The organism is Mesorhizobium sp. LMG 17147, assembly GCF_024297145.1.
In the GTDB taxonomy this organism is placed as follows: Bacteria; Pseudomonadota; Alphaproteobacteria; order Rhizobiales; family Rhizobiaceae; genus Mesorhizobium.
Genome location: NZ_JANCTC010000010.1, coordinates 100,935 through 123,329 on the forward strand (window position 1 = coordinate 100,935; position 22,395 = coordinate 123,329).

The following is a 22,395-nucleotide window of genomic DNA, read 5'->3' on the forward strand; positions in this document are numbered from 1 at the left end:
GCGATTTCGTCAAGCGAGTTGAAGGGGCGCAGTTGAAGGCTGGTCGGTTGAAGGCTGGCGAAGTTGATGTCGGGCGCTAGTCGGAGACGGGAGAGTGAGAGAGGCGGCAGCGAAAAGTCAATCCGTGCTTGGAAACGGCGGAACGGCAATGCCTGCGGGGAGGACGGCAAGCACCTTGAAGAGTTCGCCCATGCCCTGCGGGCCGGCGAGGCGCTCAACGTCGGCCGCGATCTTTTCGCGAGCTGCCTCATCGGCATTGGCGCCGAGCCGGCCAGCCCGTTCGAGGAGCCCCATCTTGAGTAGGAATTCACCTTGCGTGGAGAGGTGGGCATCAAGGCCGTGCGCCCGAACGGTGGCCGCGAGGGCGGCGAAATCGACATGGGCGGTGAGATCGGCCTGCCCCGGATTGGCCAGCACGTCCTCATGACCGTGCTTGCGCAAGGCCTGCAAGGTGTCGCCGATCCCGGGCTGGAGGTGACCGTAGTCGAGAAACAGGCCGGCGCCGCCAAATCCGGCAAGTCGCCCGGCGATTGCCGCCATAAGGGCAGCGCGGGCTGGCGCCACCTCGACGATGGCACCTTGCGGCGCATTCTCGGCACCCTCCGGCAGCAGCATCGGGTCGAGCGAGCCGGCGCCGACGAAAAAGCGCAGCCGGTTCGCATCGTCGAGACCGATCATCCGTTCGCGCCAGCCGGCTCCAGCGCGGACGAACTGGCGGATGGGCACCGCGTCAAACAGCTCGTTACCAACAATCAGAAGCGGCCCCTGCGGCAGCGTCTCGACGGCCTCATGCCAGGCGATGGTGGCCGACGTCCCGGCAAGCGTCCGTTTCTGGACCTCGGTCAACCGGGGACTGGTCTCGATCAAGGCGAACGATGCGCTGGCGGTAAGCGTCGGATCGAGCCGCGAAAGCGTGCGCAGCATATCTCTCATCAGCGTGCCGCGGCCGGGGCCGATTTCGGCGATGGCGACCGGCGTCGGCCGGCCGATCGCCAGCCATGCCTGGTAGAGCCAGACAGTGACCAGCTCGCCAAACATCTGGCTGATCTCCGGCGCAGTGACGAAGTCGCCGGCGGCGCCAAACGGCTCGCGTGTCGTATAATAGCCGTCCTTCGGATCGAACAGGCAGAGCGCCATGTATTCGCTGATGGGGATCGGTCCCACCGCACCGATCAGCTCGGCGATGCGGGTCTTCAGCCGCGTCATGCCGGCTGCGGTTTTGTCATCGGCTTGGCTGTAGCCATCGCCCAGATGCCGGCCAGCACCATCGGCAGTGACAGCACCATTCCCATGGTCAGCCAGCTCGTGCCAAGGAGGTAGCCAAGCTGCTGGTCGGGCTCGCGAAAGAACTCGACGAAGATGCGCGAGGCGCCATAGCCGGCGATGAAGGCGCCGCCGACGAAGCGCGGCGTCTTCAGCTTGAGCCTGGAATGGGTGAGGAAGCGCAGGACCAGGAACAGCACCAAGCCTTCGAGCAGCGCCTCATAGATCTGGCTCGGATGGCGTGCAAATGGGCCGCCATTGGGGAATTCGAATGCCCAAGGCACGTCGGTCGGCCGGCCCCATAGTTCGGAATTGATGAAGTTTGCCAGGCGAACGAGGCCAAGCCCTACCGGCACGCCGGCGGCAACCACGTCGAACAGCGACCATGTACGGATGCCGCGAGACCGGGAAAACAGCGTCATTGCGAGAATGACGCCGAGCAGGCCGCCATGAAACGACATGCCGCCCTGCCAGACGGCGACGATATCGAGCGGATTGGCAATGTAGCGCGGCAGGTCGTAGAACAGCACGTAGCCGGTGCGTCCGCCGAGCACCACACCGATGGCTGCCCAGACGATGAAGTCGTCGAGGTCGACGGGCTTCATCGGCAGGGTGCCGTCGGGCCACAGTTTTGGGTTGGTGACGAGGCGTTTGGCATACCACCAGGCGAACAGAATGCCGACGATATAGCCGACGCCGTACCAATGCACCGCCAGTGGTCCGATCCGGACGATGACCGGGTCGATGTTGGGAAAGGGCAGGGCGGCCAGCGGCAGCAAATATTCGCTCAACAGGGTCTCCGGGTTCCAATCAGGTTCGGGCGCGGACCATGCGGCAGGCTTTTGGCGCGGTCAAGGCAAGCATATGCTTGCATTCCGAATCGTGCGCCACTACGTCAATTCAACCAAGCGAGGATTTGCCATGGCGACCGGACCGAACCGCATTCTCGATGAATTCGCCAAGCTGATGACCGATGCAGCCGGTGCCGCGCAAGGCGTGCGGCGCGAGGTGGAGACCGCCTTCAGGGGCCAGGCCGAGCGCATACTCAACTCCATGGACGTGGTGCAGCGCGAGGAATTCGACGCCGCTCGCGACATGGCGGCGAAGGCCAGGGAAGAAAACATCCGCCTCGCCGCTCGCATCGAGGCGCTCGAGGCCAGGCTTGCCGAATTGACCGGTCAAGCAGCGCCTGCGGCTGCGGCAAAGCCGCGTGCAAAAAAATAATCAAAAATAAATCGTTAAACTTTTCCACAAAGCCGGATCGCAAAAAGCGCTTTGTCGTGAATCGCTTACCGGTACTGCGTGAATCTTTGTGACAGCGCCTTTCCACATGCGAATGACGCCGTGCGAAAAATTTGGCTGGTCACGCGACTCCCGATCAATAGACTGAATTTGTTGCATGATTCGGAGCAGGGTCGTGCGCCGGGCGGTGGGGTCCGGTCCGGGGTCTTTGCGTTGACGAAGTCCTGGCCGTCCGAGTTCTAGGCAGAATTGTTCGAGTGTGCCTCTCCCGCGGAGCGTGTGGTGGCGCTCCCAGAACGACAGGAAGCATTTGATGGAACTTCTCGAACTCGAATTGTCCCGCGAAATCCATCCGGTGGATGTTATCGAGCAGGTGGCGCACAACAACGACTGGTCCTTCGAACGGGCCGGCGACGACGAGATCTCGATTTCGGTTGCCGGGAGCTGGACCGACTACCACGTTTCATTCTCCTGGATGGAGGACTACGAGGCGCTGCACCTGGCCTGCGCCTTCGACATCAAAGTCCCGGAGGCGCGCGCGCTCGAGGTGATGCGGCTGCTTTCGCTGATCAACGAGCAGATGCTGTTTGGCCATTTCGATCTCTGGGAGCAGGAAGGCGCCATCATGTTCCGCCAGTCGCTGCTGCTGGCCGGTGGCGTCGAGCCGTCGAGCCAGCAGGTCGAGGTGCTGCTGTCGTCGGCGCTGGAAGCCTGCGAATGCTATTTCCAGGCGTTCCAGTTCGTCGTCTGGTCGGGGACTTCGGCCAAGGATGCGTTGGCGGGCGTGCTGTTCGAAACCTATGGAAACGCCTGACCGTCGATGAGTTCGAGCAATACGCGAAAACCCGAGATCAGCTTTGCCGATTTCGACCGTATCGACATCCGCGCCGGCACGATCGTAGAGGCCGAGCCTTTTCCCGAGGCGCGCAAGCCGGCGATCAAGTTGAAAATCGATTTTGGTCCCGTGATCGGGGTGAAGAAATCCTCGGCCCAGATCACAAAATACTATACGCCCGAAACCCTGATCGGCCGGCAGGTGTTCGCTGTAGTCAATTTCCCGCCGCGCCAGATCGGGCCATTTATGTCGGAAGTGCTGACGCTAGGCTTTCCCGATGAAGAGGGCGCCGTCGTGCTTGGCGCGATCGAGCGCAAGGTGCCGGACGGAGGCAGGTTGTTCTAGCTGCGCTGTTGCTCACGCAGCCAGTTTACGCGTGGTGCCCAGCGCCTCTTCAACCGTTTCCATGAACATTTCCGCGCAGGCCTTCCAGCTGTAGCGCATCGCGCGTTGCCGCGCCTCGGCGCGGTCGACGTGAAGGGCGGCGAGCGCTGCTTGCCGCAGGTCGTCCGGTACCGCGCCGCCGATGCCGTCTCCGACGATGTCGATCGGTCCGGTGACGGGATAGGCTGCGACCGGCGTGCCACTGGCCAGCGCCTCGATGATGACGTTGCCGAATGTGTCGGTGCGGCTGGGGAAGACGAAGGCATCGGCCGAGGCGTAGATCTCGGCCAGCTCGTCATTCGGACGATGGCCGAGGAAATGGGCATCGGGATATCTGGCCTTCAGCTTCGCTAGTTCCGGCCCTTCGCCTACGACCACCTTGCTGCCCGGCAGGTCGAGGTCGAGAAAGGCCGGCAGGTTCTTTTCGATCGCGACGCGGCCGACGCAGAGGAAGATCGGTCCGGGAAATCCCAGGTCCTTTCTCTTATCCGGCCGAAAATGATCGGTGTCGACGCCGCGCGTCCACGGCCGGAGCTTGGTGAAGCCGCGCGCCGCAAGATCGTCGGCAAGCGACTGGGTGGCGACCAGCGTTCCCTGTCCTGAATTATGGAAATCGCGCAGCCAGCGATAGGCCCATGCTTCAGGCACCGGTAGGCGTGCGCTCAGATATTCCGGAAAACGTGTGTGATAGCTGGTCGTGAACGGGCGGCCGGCGTTGCGGCAGTAGCGCCGGGCCATAATGCCGAGCGGTCCTTCGGTGACGATATGAACGTGGTCCACCTTGCGCGCCTCGATCAGCCGCGCCACGCGGTGCGGCGTCGTCAGCGCCAGCCTGATATCGGGATAGGTCGGCAGAGGCAGGGTGCGAAAGATGTTGGGCGTCAGGAAATCCGTCTCGACATCGAAGGATTTCAGGGTCTCCGAGAGGCGCTCCAGCGTGTGGACGACGCCGTTGACTTGCGGGCGCCAGGCGTCGGTGACCATCAGGATGCGCATGGCGGTCCCTTGGCGGCAAGCTTGATTGGCTTGCCGCGATGCCTGAGCGGCGACCACGCCGCAGCTCTGGCGTCGCACCGGCGCACCCGGGCAGGCGCGGGGTCGAAATGAGGCCGCAGGGCCGAATCAATCAGGATCGCGCGCTTCATTGGCGCTCTTCACCATGGTTTCATGACGGGCGGATGAAGGCCGGGTCTCCCGCCGTCAAGCCGGAACCTTGATCACCGCCCGCAAGCCGCCGAGCGGGCTGCGTTCGAGGACGATGTCGCCGCCATGGCTGCGGGCAATGTCGCGTGCGATGGATAGGCCAAGGCCGGTGCCGCTGGCGTCGAGGTTGCGGGCCTCGTCGAGCCGCACGAACGGCTTGAATACATCCTCCCGCTTTTCGGGCGGAATGCCCGGACCGTCATCGTCGATGGTGACGAGCAGCGAACCGCGTCCATGATTGGCGTTGATCTCCACCGTCTTGGCATAGCGGAATGCATTGCCGACGACATTAGAGAGCAGCCGGGCAAAGGCATTGGGGCGCACGTGGACGTGCGGATCGCCGGCAAGTACGGTCGACAGCTTGCGCTTGCGCAGCGCGGCTTCCTCGCGAAGCTTGTCGAAGAAGGCTTCGAGGTCGAACCGGCCGGCATCTTCCGATGCTTCGCCGCGTGCAAAGGCAAGGTAACCTTCCAGCATCGACTGCATGTCGTCGATGTCCTGGTCGAGTGCCTGGGTGTCGGCCGCCTTGGTCCCGGCCAGTGCCAATTGCAGCTTGAAGCGGGTGAGGATGGTCCTCAGATCGTGGCTGACGCCGCTCAGCATGGCGGTGCGCTGCTCGAGCTGGCGTTCGATGCGTTCGCGCATCTGGATGAAGGCAAAGCCGGCGCGGCGGACTTCCTCGGCGCCGCGCGGGCGAAAATCGCGCGGCATCGGCCGGCCTTTGCCAAAGCTCTCGGCCGCCTCGGCCAGCGTCAGAATCGGCCGGATCTGGTTGCGCAGGAAGGGAATGGCGATCATCAGCAGCACCAGCGAGGTGCCGACCATCCAGATCAGGAAAATATGGGTGTTCGACGCATAGGCCTGGCTGCGGCGCACGAAGACCCGCAGCACCTTGTTCTCAAGCTGGACGCGGACCTCGACGATATTGGAATTGCCGACCGTATCGATCCAGAACGGACGGTTGATCTGGCGGGTGATCTCGGACGAAAGGATCTCGTCGAGGATCGAGAAGAACGGCTTTGGCCCGGGTGGCGGCAGCGGGTCGGGGGGGAGGAGGTCGACCTTCAGCTGCATGCGATCCTGGGCGATGCGGATGACGTTCGCGTAGTCGGCGTCATGCGGATAGGTCTCTATCAGGTCGATGATGGCGGCGATGTCGCGCACCGTGGCCTGTGACAGGCGTTGCGTCACGGTCTGCCAATGGCGCTCCATGAAGACAAAGGCGACGACCGACTGCAGCATGATCATTGGCGCTATGACGATGATCAGCGAGCGGGCATAGAGCCGCTTCGGCATGTAAAGCGACACCAGGCGCCAGAAACGGTTCCAGGCGCGCGGCACGGCCTTCAGCGCCCGCGTCGCGCGGGCGCCGAAGCCGCCATCTCCCGGCCGTTCGAGTTGCGTGGTCGCCATTCGTCTTTTCGCTCACCGGGACCCGGCAAAGGGCCGCTGTCGGCGGCATTCTATTCCACGCTGAGCCGATACCCAATACCACGCACGGTCTGCAGCCAGACCGGATTGGACGGATCGCGTTCGATCTTGCGGCGCAGCCGGTTGATCTGGACGTCGATCGTGCGCTCGCCGACCTCGGATTCGTCGCCGACAAGCTCATGCCGCGGTATCGTCTCGCCGGCACGGGCAGCGAAGATCGCCAGGATTTCCTGCTCGCGGTCGGTCAGCTTGAGCGCCTCTCCGCCGCGCTTCAGCTCACGCCTGGCGATCTGGAACGTATAGGGACCGAAGACCAGCTGTTCGACCTTGGGCGTCGTCGCGGGGCCGCCGCGGCGCAGGATATTGTTGATACGCAGGATCAGCTCACGCGGGTCGAACGGTTTAGGCAGATAGTCGTCGGCGCCGGCCTCGAGCCCGGTGATCCGGCTGTCGGTTTCGGACAGTGCGGTGAGCATCAGGATCGGTACGTTTTTCTCCGCCCGCAGCGCCTTGGTGAGATCGACGCCGCTTTCACCCGGCATCATGACATCGAGCACGATCAGATCGAAGTCGAGGCCGGCGAGCTTGCGCCGCGCCTCGCCGGAATTTCCGGCGACGGTGACGCGAAAGCCGTTTTCGGTCAGATACTGTTTCAGAAGATTGCGGATACGGGTGTCGTCGTCGACCACCAGCAGATGCGGCGCGTCGTCTTCCGGTGCTGTCGGATGATCAACCCTCTCAATGGTCTCCATGGCTTTTCCCTGACATCTTTGCGGGCACAATGTCGATCTGCGCCCTTAGTTCCGGATTGACCATCGCTTCAAGGAACCGTTCGATAACGGCGCGTTCGGTGGCTCCGGAATCTTCCAATGCAGCATGGATGCGGCGCGACTGTGGCCGCGCCAGCGCCAGCGCCAGCGCACGGCCCTTGGCCGTCGGATAAAGCTCGCGCTGGCGGCGGTCGCGGGGGCCCTGCAATTGCACGATATGGTCGGTGTCAATCAGTTGCTTGAGCACGCGCGCCAGGCTCTGCTTGGTGATCTTGAGCACGTCGAGGAGCTCGGCGACCGTCAGGCCGGGCCGGCGATTGACGAAATGCAACACCCGATGATGGGCGCGGCCAAAACCGTAATCGGCCAGGATCTGGTCCGGATCGGAGGTAAAGTCGCGATAGGCGAAGAAGAACAACTCGATGATGGCGAAATCGATGCCGTCCTCGTCGGTGATCGCCGTCCTGATCGGCTCTGCGGCTGCGTGGCTCGTCATCTTTTCTCCGTGTGAAGCAGAAATTATGTCAGCACTATTGACGTATTTTCCGCGCGATGGTAATTTTTGGCAAGCTTTTCGGCGGATTGCGAACGAAAAGGCAAGCGAAGCCGTTTTTTCCGGAACTTCCTGAGTTTGCCAGACCTTAAATATCCGCCTACGCTTTGAGACAATGGCCGCCCGCAGCGGCCGAGGCGAAACACGCAACGACACTGTGCGGGCTGCCGCCCGCGGGAGGTTACCATGGCATCCGTTCCCTTCGACCAACTGGACGGCTTTATCTGGATGAACGGCCAATTCGTCAAATGGGCCGACGCCAAGATCCACGTCTTGACCCACGGGCTGCACTACGCCAGCGCGGTATTTGAGGGCGAGCGCGCTTATGGGGGCGAAATTTTCAAGCTGACCGACCACACCGAACGCCTGCATGAATCGGCGCGCCTGCTTGGCTTCAAGATACCCTACTCGGTCGCCGAGATCGACAACGCCTGCCGTACGCTGTTGAAGAAGCAAGGTTTCCAGGACGCCTATGTCCGGCCGATCGCGTGGCGCGGCAGCGAACAGATGGGCGTTTCCGCACAGAACAGTCGGATCAACTGCGCCATCGCCATCTGGCAGTGGCCGAGCTATTTCGACCCGGCGCAGAAGCTCAAGGGCATCCGCCTCGACATGGCCGAATGGCGCCGCCCCGACCCGCGCACCGCACCGTCGAAATCGAAGGCGGCCGGCCTCTATATGATCTGCACCATGTCCAAGCATGCCGCCGAGGCCAAGGGCTATGCCGACGCCATGATGCTCGACTGGCGGGGCCAGGTGGCGGAAGCGACAGGCGCCAACATCTTCTTCGTCAAGGACGGCAAGATCCATACGCCCAAGCCCGATTGCTTCCTCGACGGCATCACCCGCCGCACGGTCATCGGCCTTGCCAAGGACCGCGGTTTGGAGGTGATCGAGCGCGCCATCATGCCGGAAGAGCTTGAAGGCTTCCAGCAGTGCTTCCTCACCGGGACGGCAGCCGAGGTGACGCCGGTTTCGGAGATCGGTCCATACCGATTCGAGGTCGGCGAAATCGCCAAGACGCTGATGAATGACTATTCTGCGGCCGTTCAGCCCAAGCACGCAATCGCTGCAGAATAACGAAAGTCACAGCTTTTTTAACTAGTAAGGGCGGTTTTCGGGCCGCCCTTTTTATTTAAGCGCTTCTGCATTTGACTTTCACACAATTCGGCGTCTCATGATGGGGTCGGCCCGGGAGGCTGGCAGCTATGGAGGGACTGGAAATATGGATATGAACACGCTTCTTCCGATCATTATTCAGGTGATTACGGGTATCATCGGTGGTCAGGCGGTTGGCGCGGCTATCAAGACGGCGGCGATGGGGCAGCTTACCAAAATCCTGGGCGGCGCTGTTGGCGGCGTCGGCGGTGCGGCCATCCTCAACAGTCTGCTGGGTGGCGCGGTCGATCCGACAGCCGCGGCCACGGCGGCAGGGGCAGGCAGCGCGTTGAACATTTCAAATATCGTTGGCGGTGCCGGCGGCGGCGCCATCCTAACCGGCATCATCGGTGCGGTCATGAACGCGATGAAGAAATAAGCTTTAACGTTTCAGGTTTTCAAATGGGCGGCTTCGGCCGCCCATTCCGTTTGCCGTTTGTGGAGCGGTGGACGCCGTTCGCGTGTGTCTCTACATCAGGGTAAGGTTAGGGCTTTCCTGACGCGTTCGAGGGGGCGCGCAGCGCTCCGACAGCGTGAAAGGACGAATATGGGTCAGCTCAACGCCGGCATCGTGCCGGTCACGCCGTTCCAGCAGAACTGCACCATTCTCTTCGACATGGACGACAGGCAAGGCGTTGTCGTCGATCCGGGCGGCGACATCGACAAGGTGCTGGCGGCGCTCGAGGACAATGCGATCACTGCCGGCGCGATCTGGATCACGCATGGCCATATCGACCATGCCGGCGGGGCCATGGAGCTGAAGGAGGCGCTCGGTATCGAGATCATCGGCCCGCATGCCGCCGACCGGCCGCTGCTCGCCAATCTCGAGAACCAGGCGAAGCGCTACGGCATCACCGATCCCGTGCGCAACTGTGTCCCCGACCGGTTCCTTGCCGAAGGCGAGACCGTTTCGTTCGGCTCACACGTGTTCGAGGTGCTCCATTGTCCGGGCCACGCACCCGGCCACGTCGTCTACTATAACCGGGCGGCGAAGTTCGCGCATGTCGGCGACGTGCTGTTCCGCGGTTCGGTCGGCCGCACCGACCTGCCGGGCGGCGACCACGCCGCGCTGATCGCCTCGATCAAGGAGAAGCTTTTGCCGTTGGGCGACGACACCGGCTTCATCTGCGGCCACGGTCCCGGCGGCCGTTTTGGTGAGGAGCGGCGGAGCAATCCGTTCCTGATCTGAAACCGCTTGCCGGAAACAAAAAAGCGCGGCCTGTGCGACCGCGCTTTTTTCCGGCAGGAAACTGCCTCCGTTAATTGGCGGTGCAGAAATGCTGTTCGCCGTCATAGCCTGTGAACGTGCCGGTACGCGCGTTGAAGCTCCGGTAGCGGTCCGAGCAGTATTCGTACCAGCCGCGGGTCCAGGGCTCCGCATAGCTTTCGGCATAGGCCACCCGCGGCTGCACGTAATAACGGCGCACCGGGGCAGGCCGGTAGTATTCATCATCATAGGCCGGGTCGTAATAGCGGGGCTGCGGGCTGGCGAGCGCACCGCCGATCAGGGCACCGGCCGCAAGGCCGAGCACGCCTGCCGCAACGGCGTCGCCGTTGCCGTGGTGCCGGCGGTGATGGCGCCATTCATCGGCACTGGCCGCGGGCAAGGTCGCAAGCGTGGTCGCAACGACCGCGGCGGAAAGGATGGCAGTCTTGAAAATTCGGTTCATATCGGTCTCCTTCGTGCCGGCCCGGGTCGTTTTCGGGGGATGCGGTCCGGCTTTAACGAAGACTAATATGGGACCGTGGCTGAACGGGGGCTGAACGAAATTTGGCCAGGCGGGTTCATCCAACTGGGCGATTCAAGCGTGCGGTAAACACCGCAGGCCAGACCGGCCCACGTCCATTCTGTCCAGGGCCGGTTCAGCCGATCGACAGGTTGACGGCTTTCGGACCCTTGCCGCGCTTGTCCGGCTCGGTGTCGAATGTCACTTTCTGCCCATCCTCCAGACCGGGAAGACCCGACGCCTGCACGGCCGAAATATGGACGAAGACATCCTTTGCCCCGTCGTCCGGCGTGATGAAGCCGAAGCCCTTGGCGTGATTGAAGAATTTGACGGTGCCGGTCTGCGGCATGGGAAGCTCCTTTGATCCCACAAGTCCAGTCTCGGGCCGGCAAATGCCCGGACGGAAATTTGTCCTTTATTTTAGTGCCATCGGCAAGAGAAAGTTTTGCGGGTGCCGGCAAGCATCCCAGAACACAAAAGGCGCGACGAAAACCGCCGCGCCTTTATAAAATTCACGTCACACCAAAGCCTTGCAGCATCCTCACACCCGAAAGGACGCGCGGCACGCCGCCGTTCAGGCGGCGCGGAGATTGACCGCTTTCGGACCCTTGCCCATACGGTCGGGCTCGACATCGAAGGTGACCTTCTGACCGTCGACGAGCGTGCGCAGCCCGGAAGCCTCGATCGCCGAGATGTGTACGAACACATCCTTGGCGCCGCCATCGGGCGTGATGAAGCCGAAGCCTTTGGTAGCGTTGAAGAATTTAACGGTGCCGGTCTGGGCCATTGGGGAAACTCCTTCACCCGTGTCAGTCTTGGTGGTTCCGCCCGCCGCCTGGCGCCGTGGGCAAGTCCCGGTGGTTGCTTCGGCAGTCATGCACTGGCGCATGGTAAAACCCCCCGCCGAAAACGGGGCTGTCAGAGATTCACAGTATCGGGGAAAGGTCGTCCAAAACGTTCCGCTCTCCGGGTCGCAAATGCCCGAACACAAAATTTATCGCACGGAAACGTGATGCTTGCAAGATAGAGCCGCGGGCGGCCCAACAGGCGCATCCCGACGCATCGCACCGATAGTCCCGGTTCTCCGCCCGGTCATCGGCCAGACGCAGCCCAGGCATGGTCCAGCAAGCGGGGCCGGTGCTGTTTTGCCTTTGCGCCGGCATACCGCCTTGGTTGGCCATGCCGCCCGTTGCAAACAGGGGTTGCATTTGGCGGCGGAATGACGAGGATCGGCCGGACGCAGGCACCATTTGTGCAGGCACGAGCTTCGAGGGAGGGAACATTCATGCGGTTTCTTGCGGCAATCTTCTCGCGGCAGAGTTTTTCCATCCTGTTCCTGTCGGCAATTCTCGCGGCCTGCACCGTCGTGGTCGATGAGGGGCCGGGGCCGCGCCCGCCACGGCCGGGACCGCAATTCTGCACCAGGCAATATGACCCGGTCTGCGCCAGGCGCGGCGGCGACCGCCAGACCTTCGCCAACGCCTGCCTTGCCGAACGGGCCGGATACCGCATCATCCGTGAAGGCGAGTGCCGTGGCGGTGGTGGCGGCGGGGAGCAGACATTCTGTACCCGCGAATACCGCCCGGTCTGTGCCCGTCGCCATGGCGAACTGCGCACGTTCCCCAATGAATGCGAGGCCCGCGCGGCTGATTATCGGGTCGTCGATGATGGGCCGTGCTAGCGCACCGGCCTCACTGTTCGTCCGGATAGGCACCATCGGCGGGGCCGACGTAGAGCTCGGCGCCGTCCTCGTTGGAGATGCGCAGGCGATCGGGGATCTGCGGCATCATCAGCGTGTGAAGCAGCGTGGCGGCGCCTTGCAGGGCGGCGCGCAGGTTCGGCGCCTCCAACGACACCCGGTCGAGTGTCGCTTCGTCGGCATCGCGCGAGCGGTAGAACTCGATGACGAAATTCAAGCACGCCTCCAGCAGATTGTCTGCGATCGACCCTAGCCTTTGGACTTGGGTTTCGTACCGGTCTCCGCCTGCTTGACCGCCGAGCCGAATGGCGAGGCCGGCTTTGCAGCCACCTTGTCCTTCTTGGGCTTGCGTGTCTCGCGGTTGCTTCGCTGTTGACCCTTGGCCATTTCTGATCCCTCGTGCGTGGGTGGTAATGTCGAGAGTGCTATCGCTCAGCCGGCCGGGTTGTCGACCGGTTCGAGATTGTCTTCCGTGGTGACCCGCTCGTAGGTCTCCTGCTCGCTGCGGATGCGGTATTGCGGCGAGCCGTCCTTGACCGGCAGCCGGCTCTTGATCTGGAACAGCTCCGCGGTCTTTTGGACAAGGCCGATGCGGCTCTTCATGCGGACGGTCTGGCCGACGGTGAAGATATGCGACGGCGTATCCGTGCGCCGCGCACTCTGCTGGAAGCGGATCATGTAACGTTCTCCTGATCGTGCCGAAGCGCTGCTTCGAGTTCGGCGTGGTCGACGGCGGCAAGCTGGCTGGTCGGGCTTTTCACCGTCCTTGACGGCAGATGGATGAAAGTGGCGACGCGGCGCCAGGCAAGCCACGACATGCCGTCGATCAGTTCCTCGTCGTGGTCGATGTCATAGTCGCCGGCCGGCTGCACGCCATCTAGCCCGCCAAGCACGAAAGGTGCCGCGAAATGCGCGATGGAATGAGTGGTGCGGGCAGACATTCTTGTGCCTTGAAGTTTCTTTCCGGCCTGGCCCTGAAAACGGGGCCTGGATTGCGGTATCGGGTATCGGCGATTTGTATGAGTTTTGGCGGGCCGAGAACCCCTGACGCCGCGAGGGGACCAAGCACGGCCCAAAAACGGTTCCATACCAATATTCTGAAAATGCGGCTTATTCAAGAAGATTCCGGCTTTTTGCCGCTACCAACGTAAAATTACTTTTCTATGGTTATTTGCGAAACGATGATACGGTGCTGGGCATCTCAAAAATTGTTTGAAGAAGTTCCGGAAGAGTTCCTCCGGCATTTGTGTTTATTTAGGTATGAAGGGAATAGAGTCATGAGTTCCGTAAGAACACCGAATGTCCCGACAGTTGCAGTCGATCCTGTCGTCAAGCCGACAAAGGTCATATCGCCGCGCCTCACGATAAGAAGCGACGAGGCGGCAAGGCGAAGGATTGCCGACACCGACGGCACGGTGCGGCGGGCGCGCCAGCTTGCCGAAAGCAACCGCCTGATTTGACGCGCAAGCCATGACACTCAATTTTCCCAACCCCAGCCGCTCCTACGACGCTGCAGCCAAGCGCGTTCGTTTCGTCGGGCATGACGGCATGTTCGAAGTCCCGTTCTTTATCGAGGTTACGGCACTTTCGACGGTAAACCCGGCTGCAAGCGGAGCCGAAGCCGAATTCCTCAGTGCCTTCGACGCCAAGCGTTCATCGATCCACGATATTGCGCGCGAAGCCTACTCGCACGGCCGCAAGAACATGTATGTGCTGACGCCGGCCGACTTTCGGTAAGTTCCGCGGGTTCGGAGGTTTGCTTCGTAGCAACCGCCGTCTGCTCTTGCACGTGCCGCAGCGATGGCCTAGATCGCGGCAGGCGGACAACACGGCAGGTTTCCCATCAACAGAGATCCGAGACAACCGGCAGGCGCACGTTACGGCTCAGGCGGACAGCCGCCGCTGGGGCTCGACCAGCACGTGCAGCGGGCGCTGCAGTTGCACCAGGCGGGGCGCCGGCAGGAAGCGGAGGCGCTTTACCGTCAGGTGCTGGCGCAAAAGGCCAACCACCCGGCTGCTGCGCATTTCCTCGGGCTTCTGCTGCACCAGACCGGGCGCAGCGCCGAGGGGCTGGTGCTGATCGAACAATCGGTGCGTCTGCAGCCGAACAATCCGGATTTCCTCAACAATCTCGGCACCGTGCTGCGCGACCTCGGCCGGGTAGCGGCCGCGGCCGATCTCTTCCGCAAGGTGGTGGCGATTCGGCCGGACCAGTTGGCGGCGCGCGACAATCTCGGCTCGTCGCTGAAGCAGCTCGGCCAATTCGAAGGCGCCGAAGATATTTATCGCGGCACGATCGGCCGCAACCCGTTCCATGTCCGCGCCCGCGTCGGGCTTGCCGAAACGCTGCAGGAAGCGGGCCGACTGGATGAAGCACTGGCTGTTTTTCGCGAGGCGCTGACGATCCGGCCGAAGGATGCCGATCTTTTGCACGGCCTGGGCGTCGGGCTGATGGAAAAGGGCAATCTCGACGAGGCTGCGGATCTTTTCAGGCAGGCGCTGGCGGTGGACCCCGGCATGGCCAGGGCCTGGCTGATGCTCACCCAGGTCAAGCGCCAGAAGGAGCGCGACGCCGAGCTTACCCGCATGGAGGCGGAGCACGCCAAGGCGCCGCAAGGCAGCCTGGCGCGCATGCAGCTTTCCTTCGGCCTCGGCAAGGCCAACGACGACCTCAGGGATTATGGCCGCGCTTTCGACTATTTCGCCGAAGGCAACGCGATCCGCCGCCAGGGCATCGACTACGACGCCGGCAAGACGCGCGGCGAGTTCGAGGCGATGAAGGCCGTATTCGACAAGGCCTTTTTTGAAAAACACGGGCCGGGCGGGATCGCCGACGACACGCCGATCTTCGTTGTCGGCATGCCGCGATCCGGCACCACGCTGGTCGAGCAGATCATCGCCAGCCATCCGCAGATCTATGGCGCCGGCGAGCTCAGCATATTGAAGACGGCGGTCGGCAAGCAGTTTCCGCTCAGCATGAAGGGCGGCTTTCCCTGGGGCATCGCCGACATGCCCGACAAGGCTTACGCCGAGGCCGGCCAGGCCTATCTCGACATGCTGCACGCCCGCTATCCAGGTTTTCGGCACGTCACAGACAAGATGCCCGGCAACTTCCTCTTGGTTGGCTTCATCCATATGATGCTGCCGAAGGCCAAGATCATCCATTGCGCGCGCGATGCGGCGGCGACGTGCCTGTCGATCTACAAGGTGCACTTTCGCGGCGACAGCCATCGCTACGGCTACGATCTCGACGAGCTCGCCGATTTCCACAACCTCTACACCGATATCATGTCGCACTGGCACGCCGTGCTGCCTGATGTCGTGCACGACGTTCGCTACGAGGATTTCGTCGCCGACCAGGAAGGCCAGTCGCGGGCGCTGATCGCCCATCTCGGCCTCCCATGGGACGACGCCGTGCTGTCGTTTCACCAGACCGACCGGCCGGTGCGCACGGCGTCGGCCGCGCAAGTGCGCCAGCCGATGTATCAGGGCTCGGTCGATCTGTGGAAGCGCTATGGCGACCGGCTGAAGCCGCTGCTCAATAAACTTGATCGAGGGGCGCCTACAGCTCGATGAAGGGCTGAAAACCGCCAAAGATCATGCGCTTGCCGTCGAACGGCATGGTCTCCCAGTCCGGCTTGAGGCGCGGATCGGCCATCACCTTGGCCATCACCGCATCACGATGCTGCCTGGATTCATAGACGACCCAGGAGAAGACGACGACCTCGTCTTCCTTGGCCTGCACGGCGCGCGGGAACGAGGTGAGCTCGCCATAGGGTACGTCGTCGCCAATGCATTCGACATAGGCCAACGCGCCATGCTCCTTCCAGACGGCGCCGGCCGTCTGCGCCATTTTCTTGTAGGCATCGAGATTTGCCTTGGGCACGGCCAGTACGAAACCGTCGACATAGGACATCTGACTTCCTCCATGTGATCGTTTTCCTCTCCCTTTAGAGCGGGGAGAGGTGATTTCAGACACAGCCTGTGTTGGATGTTAAGCTGCTTTCACCGGTGCGTTCATTGCCCATTCGACGCCGAACGGATCACGCATATTGCCCCAGCGGTCGCCCCAGAACATCACCTGCAACGGCACGACTTCCTCGCAACCCGCCTCGATGGCCCGCTTCCACCAGGCGTCAATGTCGTCGCTGCCGAGATGGAGCTGCATGGTGTAGCCCTGCGGCTTCACAGCGGCCATTCCATGCTCAGGATAGAAGTCGGAAAGCATCAGGGTCGAACCGTTGATGTGCAGATGGATATGCATGGTGCGGCCCTGTTCATCCGGCGGATAGGCAAAGACCTGCTCGGCACCGAAGGCCTTTTGGTAAAATTCTGCGGCTTTGAAAGCGCCGTCCAGCTGAAGGTAGGGCGTCAATCCGCCAAGCACTTTGGCGGCGGACTGGGTCTGCGGCTGATCATTCATGTCATGCTCCTCTTTGCGTCTGGTTGGCCTTTGCGAACCACAGGACGAACGGAACGGCGAAGATCCTACACGGCCGATGGTTTTTGGATTCGAAATGGCGCCTGCCGCGACGGCCAACTGCCACCTTTCAACCTTCGATGCGAATCCGCGGGCTGTTTTGCGCGTCGACGACGATTTCCGGCCAGCCGATATCTTTGCGCAACTCGATCGGCAATGAAAGGATGGCGCGTTCGCTGCGATAACGGGCGCGAGCCGCCGAGTAACGCGTCACGGCGTGACCTATGGATGACAGAATAGACATGATGCTTTCTCCTCGATTGGCGCCGGCATCACCGTGTCGGCGTCCCAAGGACGTGGCATGCGATCATCATCCGACAGAGCGCCGGATTTTTTTCCGCAATTTTTCAACCGCCCGCTTCGGCTACCTCCTGGAAGAAAGCTTCCGGGCTATCGATCTCGGTCAGCCGCCGTTTCTCGATCAGCCAGAAGCGGTTGCCAACCGCGCGGATGAAGGAGCGGTCGTGCGAGGCAAGCAGGCAGCTCGCCTGACGTTCCAGCAATTCCGCTTCCAGCGCTTCCTGGCCATCGATATCGAGATGATTGGTCGGCTCGTCGAGCAAATAGAAATTGGGATTGGCGAGCCTGAGCGCCAGCATCATCAGCCGCGCCATCTGTCCGCCCGCCAGCACGCCGATCCGGCGCTCCTGCATGTCGATGCTAACGCCGACGCCCGCCAGCAACGAGCGGGCGCGCTGCTCGCCGACATCGAATCTGCGCGAGAGCATCGCCAGCGGCGTGTCATCGCCGCTGATGCCCGACAATGCCTGGTCGCTATAGCCGAGCACGGTCGACGGCGTCACCTTCACGCTTTGCGCCACCGTTTCCGGCTCGACGATGGCGTTCCGGATCAGGCCGATCAGCCGTGATTTGCCGACACCGTTACGGCCGAGCAGGACGATGCGGTCGCCTTGGCAGATATGGCGCTTGCCGGTGCTGAACAGAACCGTGCCGTCAGGTGTTCCGACCACCAAGTCGTCGAGCGTGATCAGCACCTTGGCATGGCTGCCGCGATTGGCGAGCTTGATCGCGCCCGCCGATCTTTCGCGGTGTGCCGGCGCTGCCGCTTCTTCCAGTCGCTCTGCCCGCTGGTTGAGCTGCTTGGTCTTGACCGTCAAAAGGTCGCTGCCGGAATTGATGCCGATATTGTTGAGCTTGGCCGCCTGCCGGCGCAGCTGCTGCGCCACTTTCATGTCGCGCTGGAATTTGCGCTCGGTCGAGGCGTCGACCTCGTCCAGCGTAAGCCTCGCCCGCGAATAGGGCAGCGAAAACACCGGCGATTGTTCGGGGCGTAGAAACAGCGTGCGGTTGGTCGTCGCGTCGAGGAACGCCCTGTCATGGCTGGCGATCACAATCGGCACCTCGCGCGGCAGCGCGTTCAACCAGGTTTCGAGTTGGCTGATCTTGCCGAGATCGAGATGGTTGGTCGGCTCGTCGAGCAGCAGGACGTCGGGATCGGTGACCCAGACGCGGGCGATCAGTGCCAATCGCTGCCAGCCGCCGCTCAAGGCCCGCATCGGCCGCGCGCGCATTGGCTGCGGCACGTCGAGCGAGTCGAGAACCACATCGATGCGCCATTGTTCGCTTTCGGCCTGCTCGGCCGGCAAGACGTCGGCCACCACTTCATGAAAGCTGCGCCCGGCCAGCGCTGCGGGGATGATTTGCTCGACATAGCCGACGCGCAGGCCGCGCGTGCGGGTGATGTCGCCTGATGTCGGCTCCATGTCGCCGGTCAGGCACTTCAACAAAGTGGATTTGCCGCGACCATTGGCGGCGACGATGCCGAGCCGATCGCCAGTGCCGATGGTGAGGTCGAGATTGGAGAAGAGCGGCGCACTCATAGTGACGCTGAGGGACTTGAGGCTGATCAGGGCCATGTCGATTTCTCTGGTCTGTCCGGAGTGATTCCGGTTGATGCACTTTGACGGTGCGCAGGCTGGCCATCAGGCTCGGCGTTGCAGCACCACGAAGGGCAGACCAAGAAAATCGAAGCGGGAGAACCCGGACCGTCTCTGGTCAGCCCTGCAAGCAAGCTCGCAGGGCAGAGACAGGGCCGCGCTGACGGTGGTGAGAAGATAACACGCAGCCCTCCTTTCAAGACGTTCAAGTTGTAGAAACTGGCTACACCAAGGGTAGCGCCGATGGCAAGTGGCTAGGCTCCCCCTTCTCCCCTTGCTTGGTGGGAGAAGATGGCCGCGAAGCGGTCGGATGAGGGGCGCTCCAGCTTGGCACCGACGGCGATCCGTCCAGCACCCTCAACCGTCTCGGCGCTGCGCGCCGATCCACCTTCTCCACAAGGGGAGCAGGGAAGCTCGCTACCGTCCCGGCCGACCCGTCTTGCCCGGCCGGCGCTTTTCACGGCGGGCGTCGGCGGGGTCTTCGTAGGAGCCGATGCCAGCGCGCTGGCGGACGATGGGTTTGGCTGAAACGTGGCGTTCCTTCGCGCCCCCCTCTACCCTGCCCTCTTTGCCACCACTTGGCATCTCCCCCACGAGGGGGGAGATTGGCTGTGGTTTCGCCGGCGCTTTTCCCTCGACCGGCTTCTCGGTCCGCCGCACCGTCATCTCGTCCAGTGAGTTCTTCCTGAACAGTGGCTTGGTCGGTTCACCCGGTATACCGAAATCCGAACCGTGCGCTTCCTGCGCCGACTGTTTCTTGAACAGCGAACGGGAGACCGCGCCTGACGGCGTCGGCATGTCGGTCCCAGGTCCCATATCGTCCAGCGAAGGTTTCGCAAACAGCGGCTTCTTGACCGGCACGGCGCCGTCGGCGCCCATTTCGTCGAGCTCCGGCTTGCGGAAGAGGTTGGGCCGGGCAGCCTTGGCCGCCTCTTCGGCGGCATGTGCCTCGTTGAGCTTCCGGAAACGCTCCTGTTCCTCTGCTGTACGATGTTTGGCCACGCCCTTGTTGTGCTTGCCCTTTTCGCGGCCCGAAACCGGGCTTTCCATGTCGGCATATTTGGCCAGCGGGTCGTCCGAGATGGACAGTTCCATCTCGCGCAGCCGCTTGATCTCGTCGCGGATGCGGGCCGCTTTTTCGAAATCGAGGTTGGCGGCGGCGTCGCGCATCTGCTTTTCCAGGGCGTCGAGATGCGCCTTCAGATTGTTGCCCATCATGGCGCCGGCGCTGTCGGTGAACTGCGAAATGTCGGCGCGGACATGATCCTTCTCGTAGACCGAATCGAGAATGTCGGAGATGCGCGACTTGACCGATTCCGGGGTGATGCCGTTGGCCGCGTTCCACTCCATCTGCTTTTCGCGACGGCGGTTGGTCTCGGCCATCGCCCGCTCCATCGAGCCGGTGACCTGGTCGGCATAGAGGATGACCTTGCCGTCGACGTTTCTGGCGGCGCGGCCGATGGTCTGGATCAGCGATGTCTCGGAGCGCAGGAAGCCCTCCTTGTCGGCGTCGAGAATGGCAACGAAACCGCATTCGGGAATGTCGAGACCTTCGCGCAACAGGTTGATGCCGACCAGCACGTCGAAGGCGCCAAGGCGCAGGTCGCGCAGGATCTCGATGCGCTCCAGCGTGTCGATGTCTGAGTGCATGTAGCGGACGCGAATGCCTTGCTCATGCAGATATTCGGTCAAATCCTCGGCCATGCGCTTGGTCAGCACGGTGACCAGCGTGCGGTAGCCGGCCCTCGTGGTTTCGCGGATTTCGCCGACGACGTCGTCGACCTGTGTCTTGGCCGGGCGCACCTCGACCGGTGGGTCGATCAGGCCGGTCGGGCGGATGACCTGCTCGGCGAAGACGCCGCCGGACTGCTCCATCTCCCAGGCGCCGGGCGTCGCCGAAACCGCGACGGAAAGCGGGCGCATGGCGTCCCACTCCTCGAAGCGCAGCGGCCGGTTGTCCATGCAGGACGGCAGGCGGAAACCATACTCGGCCAGCGTCGCCTTACGGCGAAAGTCGCCGCGATACATGCCGCCGATCTGCGGGATGGTGACATGGCTTTCGTCGATGAAGACCAGCGCATTGTCGGGAATGTATTCGAACAAGGTCGGCGGCGGATCGCCCGGCTTGCGGCCGGTCAGATAACGCGAGTAATTCTCGATGCCGGCGCAGGAACCGGTCGCCTCCAGCATCTCCAGGTCGAAGCGGGTGCGCTGCTCAAGCCGCTGCGCCTCAAGCAGGCGGCCAGCCTTTTCAAGCTCTTGCAGCCGATATTTAAGTTCTTCCTTGATAGACTTGATGGCTTGATTCAAGGTCGGGCGCGGCGTGACGTAGTGCGAATTGGCGTAGATCTTGACGCTCTTCAGTTCGCCGGTTTTCTGGCCGGTCAGCGGATCGAATTCGGTGATCGCTTCGATCTCGTCGCCGAACAGCGAGATGCGCCAGGCGCGGTCTTCCAAGTGGGCCGGGAAGATCTCGATCGTATCGCCGCGCACCCGGAACGAGCCGCGGACGAAGTTGATGTCCTGGCGCTTGTATTGCTGGGCGACGAGGTCGGCGAGCAGCGCGCGCTGGTCGAGCCGGTCGCCGATCTGCATCTGGAAGGTCATCGCCGTATAGGTCTCGACCGAGCCGATACCGTAGATGCAGGACACCGAGGCGACGATGATGACGTCGTCGCGCTCGAGCAGCGAGCGCGTTGCCGAATGGCGCATGCGGTCGATCTGCTCGTTGATCGAGGATTCCTTCTCGATGTAGGTGTCGGTCCGGGGCACATAGGCCTCGGGCTGGTAATAGTCGTAGTAGGAGACGAAATACTCGACGGCGTTTTCCGGGAAGAATTTCTTGAACTCGGAGTAGAGCTGCGCGGCCAGCGTCTTGTTGGGCGCCAGGATCAGAGCGGGGCGCTGCGTCTCCTCGATCACCTTGGCCATGGTGAAGGTCTTGCCCGAGCCGGTTACGCCGAGCAGCACCTGAGTGCGGTCGTTGCTGTTGACGCCCTCGACGAGATCCTTGATCGCGGTCGGCTGGTCGCCGGCCGGCTCGAAATCCGAGACCATCTTGATGGCGATGCCGCCTTCGGATTTCTCAGGCCGGGCAGGGCGGTGCGGCGTCCACAGCACGCCGTCCTTGTGCAGCGGATTGCCGGATTCGATCAGCGCCGACAGCGCTGCCACGGTGGCGGTGACGCCGCCCGAGGCCATGGTCTCGGCGTCCTCCAGCGAAATGTCGAGGCCGGCGACAGGGTTGAGACCGGCCGCAGTGCGCTCCCGCGCCGAAGCCGCGCCGCCCATCGAGGTGCCGCGTGCCGTCCGGCCGGGGGAAGAGGAGCGCTCGGGGATTTTCTTGGCAGACTTGGCGCCTTCCCTCCCCCTCGAGGGGAGGGTGGCGGCGGAGCCGCCGGGTGGGGTCGGTGCGGCAGTGCTCTGCGACCGTTCATGCCGAGCGCTTCCTTTGCCGACCCCCTCTGTCGCCTTCGGCGACATCTCCCCCTCGAGGGGGGAGATTTGACGCCCTTCCTTCTCGGCTTCCTGCTCGATCTGCTCCGCCCAGTCGGCAATCGAGCCGGTCAGCGGCGCGCCGGTGAACTCGGCCTGCGGCGCCTCGGCAAAGCCGCCCTTGTACAGGGGCTCCGAGGCATCGAGGAAATCGGTCAGCGGACTGCGCCGCTTGGGCGGCGATGCGCGCTCGCCATTCGCCGGCGGCGGCGTTTTCTTGTCGGAGAGTCTGGCCATGGCCCGAATATGGGAGGTAT

At 62.7% G+C, this 22,395-nt stretch carries 28 protein-coding genes; 10 read left to right on the forward strand and 18 right to left on the reverse strand.

Features of this window, described 5'->3' with window-relative positions:
- Positions 1-117: 117 nt before the first annotated feature.
- Complete coding sequence (locus tag NMG46_RS19320; RefSeq protein ID WP_254819195.1) at positions 118-1,206, reverse strand: class I SAM-dependent methyltransferase; 1,089 nt, start codon at positions 1,204-1,206, stop codon at positions 118-120.
- Positions 1,203-2,054 carry a prolipoprotein diacylglyceryl transferase gene (lgt, locus tag NMG46_RS19325; protein ID WP_254819196.1) on the reverse strand — a complete coding sequence of 284 codons (852 nt, stop codon included), beginning with the start codon at positions 2,052-2,054 and terminating at the stop codon, positions 1,203-1,205. The genes NMG46_RS19320 and lgt overlap by 4 nt, the downstream gene beginning before the upstream one ends.
- Before the next feature lie 130 nt (positions 2,055-2,184).
- On the opposite strand from lgt, the gene NMG46_RS19330 reads away from it, so the two are divergent.
- The 3 genes from NMG46_RS19330 to NMG46_RS19340 all read left to right on the forward strand — a co-directional run bounded on the left by NMG46_RS19330 (position 2,185) and on the right by NMG46_RS19340 (position 3,685).
- Positions 2,185-2,487 (forward strand): accessory factor UbiK family protein, encoded by a 303-nt coding sequence (locus NMG46_RS19330; protein WP_254819274.1) that lies wholly within the window; start codon positions 2,185-2,187, stop codon positions 2,485-2,487.
- Between the two features lie 331 nt (positions 2,488-2,818).
- Entirely contained in the window at positions 2,819-3,319 is a 501-nt protein-coding gene (locus tag NMG46_RS19335; protein ID WP_254819197.1) for a YbjN domain-containing protein, read from the forward strand.
- Positions 3,320-3,325: 6 nt separating this feature from the next.
- Positions 3,326-3,685 carry a tRNA-binding protein gene (locus NMG46_RS19340; protein ID WP_254819198.1) on the forward strand — a complete coding sequence of 120 codons (360 nt, stop codon included), beginning with the start codon at positions 3,326-3,328 and terminating at the stop codon, positions 3,683-3,685.
- Between the two features lie 12 nt (positions 3,686-3,697).
- Here NMG46_RS19340 and NMG46_RS19345 read toward each other — a convergent pair whose 3' ends face one another.
- The 4 genes from NMG46_RS19345 to NMG46_RS19360 all read right to left on the reverse strand — a co-directional run bounded on the left by NMG46_RS19345 (position 3,698) and on the right by NMG46_RS19360 (position 7,624).
- A complete protein-coding gene (locus NMG46_RS19345; RefSeq protein ID WP_254819199.1) occupies positions 3,698-4,720 on the reverse strand; it encodes a glycosyltransferase family 1 protein in 1,023 nt (340 codons plus the stop codon).
- Between the two features lie 204 nt (positions 4,721-4,924).
- Entirely contained in the window at positions 4,925-6,340 is a 1,416-nt protein-coding gene (locus NMG46_RS19350) for an ATP-binding protein (protein WP_254819200.1), read from the reverse strand.
- A gap of 50 nt (positions 6,341-6,390) precedes the next feature.
- A complete protein-coding gene (locus NMG46_RS19355; RefSeq protein WP_023678415.1) occupies positions 6,391-7,110 on the reverse strand; it encodes a response regulator in 720 nt (239 codons plus the stop codon).
- The gene (locus NMG46_RS19360; RefSeq protein ID WP_023719182.1) at positions 7,097-7,624 is read right to left on the reverse strand and encodes a MarR family winged helix-turn-helix transcriptional regulator; all 528 of its coding nucleotides are present in this window, start codon (positions 7,622-7,624) and stop codon (positions 7,097-7,099) included. The genes NMG46_RS19355 and NMG46_RS19360 overlap by 14 nt, the downstream gene beginning before the upstream one ends.
- A gap of 243 nt (positions 7,625-7,867) precedes the next feature.
- Between NMG46_RS19360 and NMG46_RS19365 the strand changes: the two genes are divergently transcribed.
- From NMG46_RS19365 to NMG46_RS19375, 3 genes are all read left to right on the forward strand, one after another.
- Positions 7,868-8,761, forward strand: coding sequence for a branched-chain amino acid aminotransferase (locus tag NMG46_RS19365; protein WP_254819201.1), 894 nt, complete (start codon positions 7,868-7,870; stop codon positions 8,759-8,761).
- A gap of 145 nt (positions 8,762-8,906) precedes the next feature.
- Positions 8,907-9,218 carry a hypothetical protein gene (locus tag NMG46_RS19370; protein WP_254819202.1) on the forward strand — a complete coding sequence of 104 codons (312 nt, stop codon included), beginning with the start codon at positions 8,907-8,909 and terminating at the stop codon, positions 9,216-9,218.
- Between the two features lie 168 nt (positions 9,219-9,386).
- On the forward strand, positions 9,387-10,028 hold the full coding sequence (locus NMG46_RS19375; RefSeq protein WP_254819203.1) for an MBL fold metallo-hydrolase: 642 nt from the start codon (positions 9,387-9,389) through the stop codon (positions 10,026-10,028).
- 70 nt (positions 10,029-10,098) lie between these two features.
- On the opposite strand, the gene NMG46_RS19380 is transcribed toward NMG46_RS19375, so the two are convergent.
- The 3 genes from NMG46_RS19380 to NMG46_RS19390 all read right to left on the reverse strand — a co-directional run bounded on the left by NMG46_RS19380 (position 10,099) and on the right by NMG46_RS19390 (position 11,353).
- A complete protein-coding gene (locus NMG46_RS19380; protein ID WP_254819204.1) occupies positions 10,099-10,509 on the reverse strand; it encodes a BA14K family protein in 411 nt (136 codons plus the stop codon).
- A gap of 193 nt (positions 10,510-10,702) precedes the next feature.
- Positions 10,703-10,915: a cold-shock protein gene (locus tag NMG46_RS19385; RefSeq protein ID WP_006202521.1), complete on the reverse strand. Its 213-nt coding sequence runs from the start codon at positions 10,913-10,915 to the stop codon at positions 10,703-10,705.
- Positions 10,916-11,140: 225 nt separating this feature from the next.
- Entirely contained in the window at positions 11,141-11,353 is a 213-nt protein-coding gene (locus NMG46_RS19390; protein WP_006202520.1) for a cold-shock protein, read from the reverse strand.
- A 498-nt stretch (positions 11,354-11,851) separates the two neighbouring features.
- On the opposite strand from NMG46_RS19390, the gene NMG46_RS19395 reads away from it, so the two are divergent.
- Positions 11,852-12,247, forward strand: a complete 396-nt coding sequence (locus NMG46_RS19395) for a Kazal-type serine protease inhibitor (protein WP_254819205.1) — start codon at positions 11,852-11,854, stop codon at positions 12,245-12,247.
- A 10-nt stretch (positions 12,248-12,257) separates the two neighbouring features.
- Here the strand turns inward: NMG46_RS19395 and NMG46_RS19400 are convergent, their stop codons facing one another.
- Genes NMG46_RS19400 through NMG46_RS19415 form a run of 4 tightly spaced genes read right to left on the reverse strand, consistent with a single transcriptional unit; the run spans position 12,258 to position 13,206 of the window.
- Positions 12,258-12,482, reverse strand: a complete 225-nt coding sequence (locus tag NMG46_RS19400) for a hypothetical protein (RefSeq protein WP_254819206.1) — start codon at positions 12,480-12,482, stop codon at positions 12,258-12,260.
- Positions 12,483-12,514: 32 nt separating this feature from the next.
- Positions 12,515-12,652 carry a hypothetical protein gene (locus NMG46_RS19405; protein ID WP_254819207.1) on the reverse strand — a complete coding sequence of 46 codons (138 nt, stop codon included), beginning with the start codon at positions 12,650-12,652 and terminating at the stop codon, positions 12,515-12,517.
- A 45-nt stretch (positions 12,653-12,697) separates the two neighbouring features.
- Positions 12,698-12,943 carry a hypothetical protein gene (locus NMG46_RS19410; protein WP_254819208.1) on the reverse strand — a complete coding sequence of 82 codons (246 nt, stop codon included), beginning with the start codon at positions 12,941-12,943 and terminating at the stop codon, positions 12,698-12,700.
- Positions 12,940-13,206, reverse strand: coding sequence for a hypothetical protein (locus NMG46_RS19415; protein WP_254819209.1), 267 nt, complete (start codon positions 13,204-13,206; stop codon positions 12,940-12,942). Before NMG46_RS19415 ends, NMG46_RS19410 begins: the two co-directional genes overlap by 4 nt.
- Positions 13,207-13,542: 336 nt before the next feature.
- On the opposite strand from NMG46_RS19415, the gene NMG46_RS19420 reads away from it, so the two are divergent.
- From NMG46_RS19420 to NMG46_RS19430, 3 genes are all read left to right on the forward strand, one after another.
- Positions 13,543-13,725, forward strand: a complete 183-nt coding sequence (locus tag NMG46_RS19420; RefSeq protein ID WP_254819210.1) for a hypothetical protein — start codon at positions 13,543-13,545, stop codon at positions 13,723-13,725.
- A gap of 10 nt (positions 13,726-13,735) precedes the next feature.
- Positions 13,736-14,002 (forward strand): DUF1488 domain-containing protein, encoded by a 267-nt coding sequence (locus tag NMG46_RS19425; protein WP_254819211.1) that lies wholly within the window; start codon positions 13,736-13,738, stop codon positions 14,000-14,002.
- Between the two features lie 183 nt (positions 14,003-14,185).
- Positions 14,186-15,841, forward strand: a complete 1,656-nt coding sequence (locus NMG46_RS19430; RefSeq protein ID WP_254819212.1) for a tetratricopeptide repeat-containing sulfotransferase family protein — start codon at positions 14,186-14,188, stop codon at positions 15,839-15,841.
- Here the strand turns inward: NMG46_RS19430 and NMG46_RS19435 are convergent.
- From NMG46_RS19435 to uvrB, 5 genes are all read right to left on the reverse strand, one after another.
- Entirely contained in the window at positions 15,828-16,181 is a 354-nt protein-coding gene (locus tag NMG46_RS19435) for a DUF1428 domain-containing protein (protein WP_254819213.1), read from the reverse strand. The genes NMG46_RS19430 and NMG46_RS19435 overlap by 14 nt on opposite strands.
- Before the next feature lie 78 nt (positions 16,182-16,259).
- Positions 16,260-16,688, reverse strand: a complete 429-nt coding sequence (locus tag NMG46_RS19440) for a glyoxalase/bleomycin resistance/extradiol dioxygenase family protein (RefSeq protein WP_254819275.1) — start codon at positions 16,686-16,688, stop codon at positions 16,260-16,262.
- A gap of 127 nt (positions 16,689-16,815) precedes the next feature.
- Positions 16,816-16,989 (reverse strand): hypothetical protein, encoded by a 174-nt coding sequence (locus tag NMG46_RS19445; RefSeq protein WP_023719167.1) that lies wholly within the window; start codon positions 16,987-16,989, stop codon positions 16,816-16,818.
- Positions 16,990-17,092: 103 nt separating this feature from the next.
- Positions 17,093-18,622, reverse strand: coding sequence for an ABC-F family ATP-binding cassette domain-containing protein (locus tag NMG46_RS19450; RefSeq protein ID WP_254819214.1), 1,530 nt, complete (start codon positions 18,620-18,622; stop codon positions 17,093-17,095).
- Positions 18,623-19,060: 438 nt separating this feature from the next.
- Positions 19,061-22,375, reverse strand: a complete 3,315-nt coding sequence (gene uvrB, locus NMG46_RS19455; RefSeq protein ID WP_254819215.1) for an excinuclease ABC subunit UvrB — start codon at positions 22,373-22,375, stop codon at positions 19,061-19,063.
- Positions 22,376-22,395: the final 20 nt, after the last annotated feature.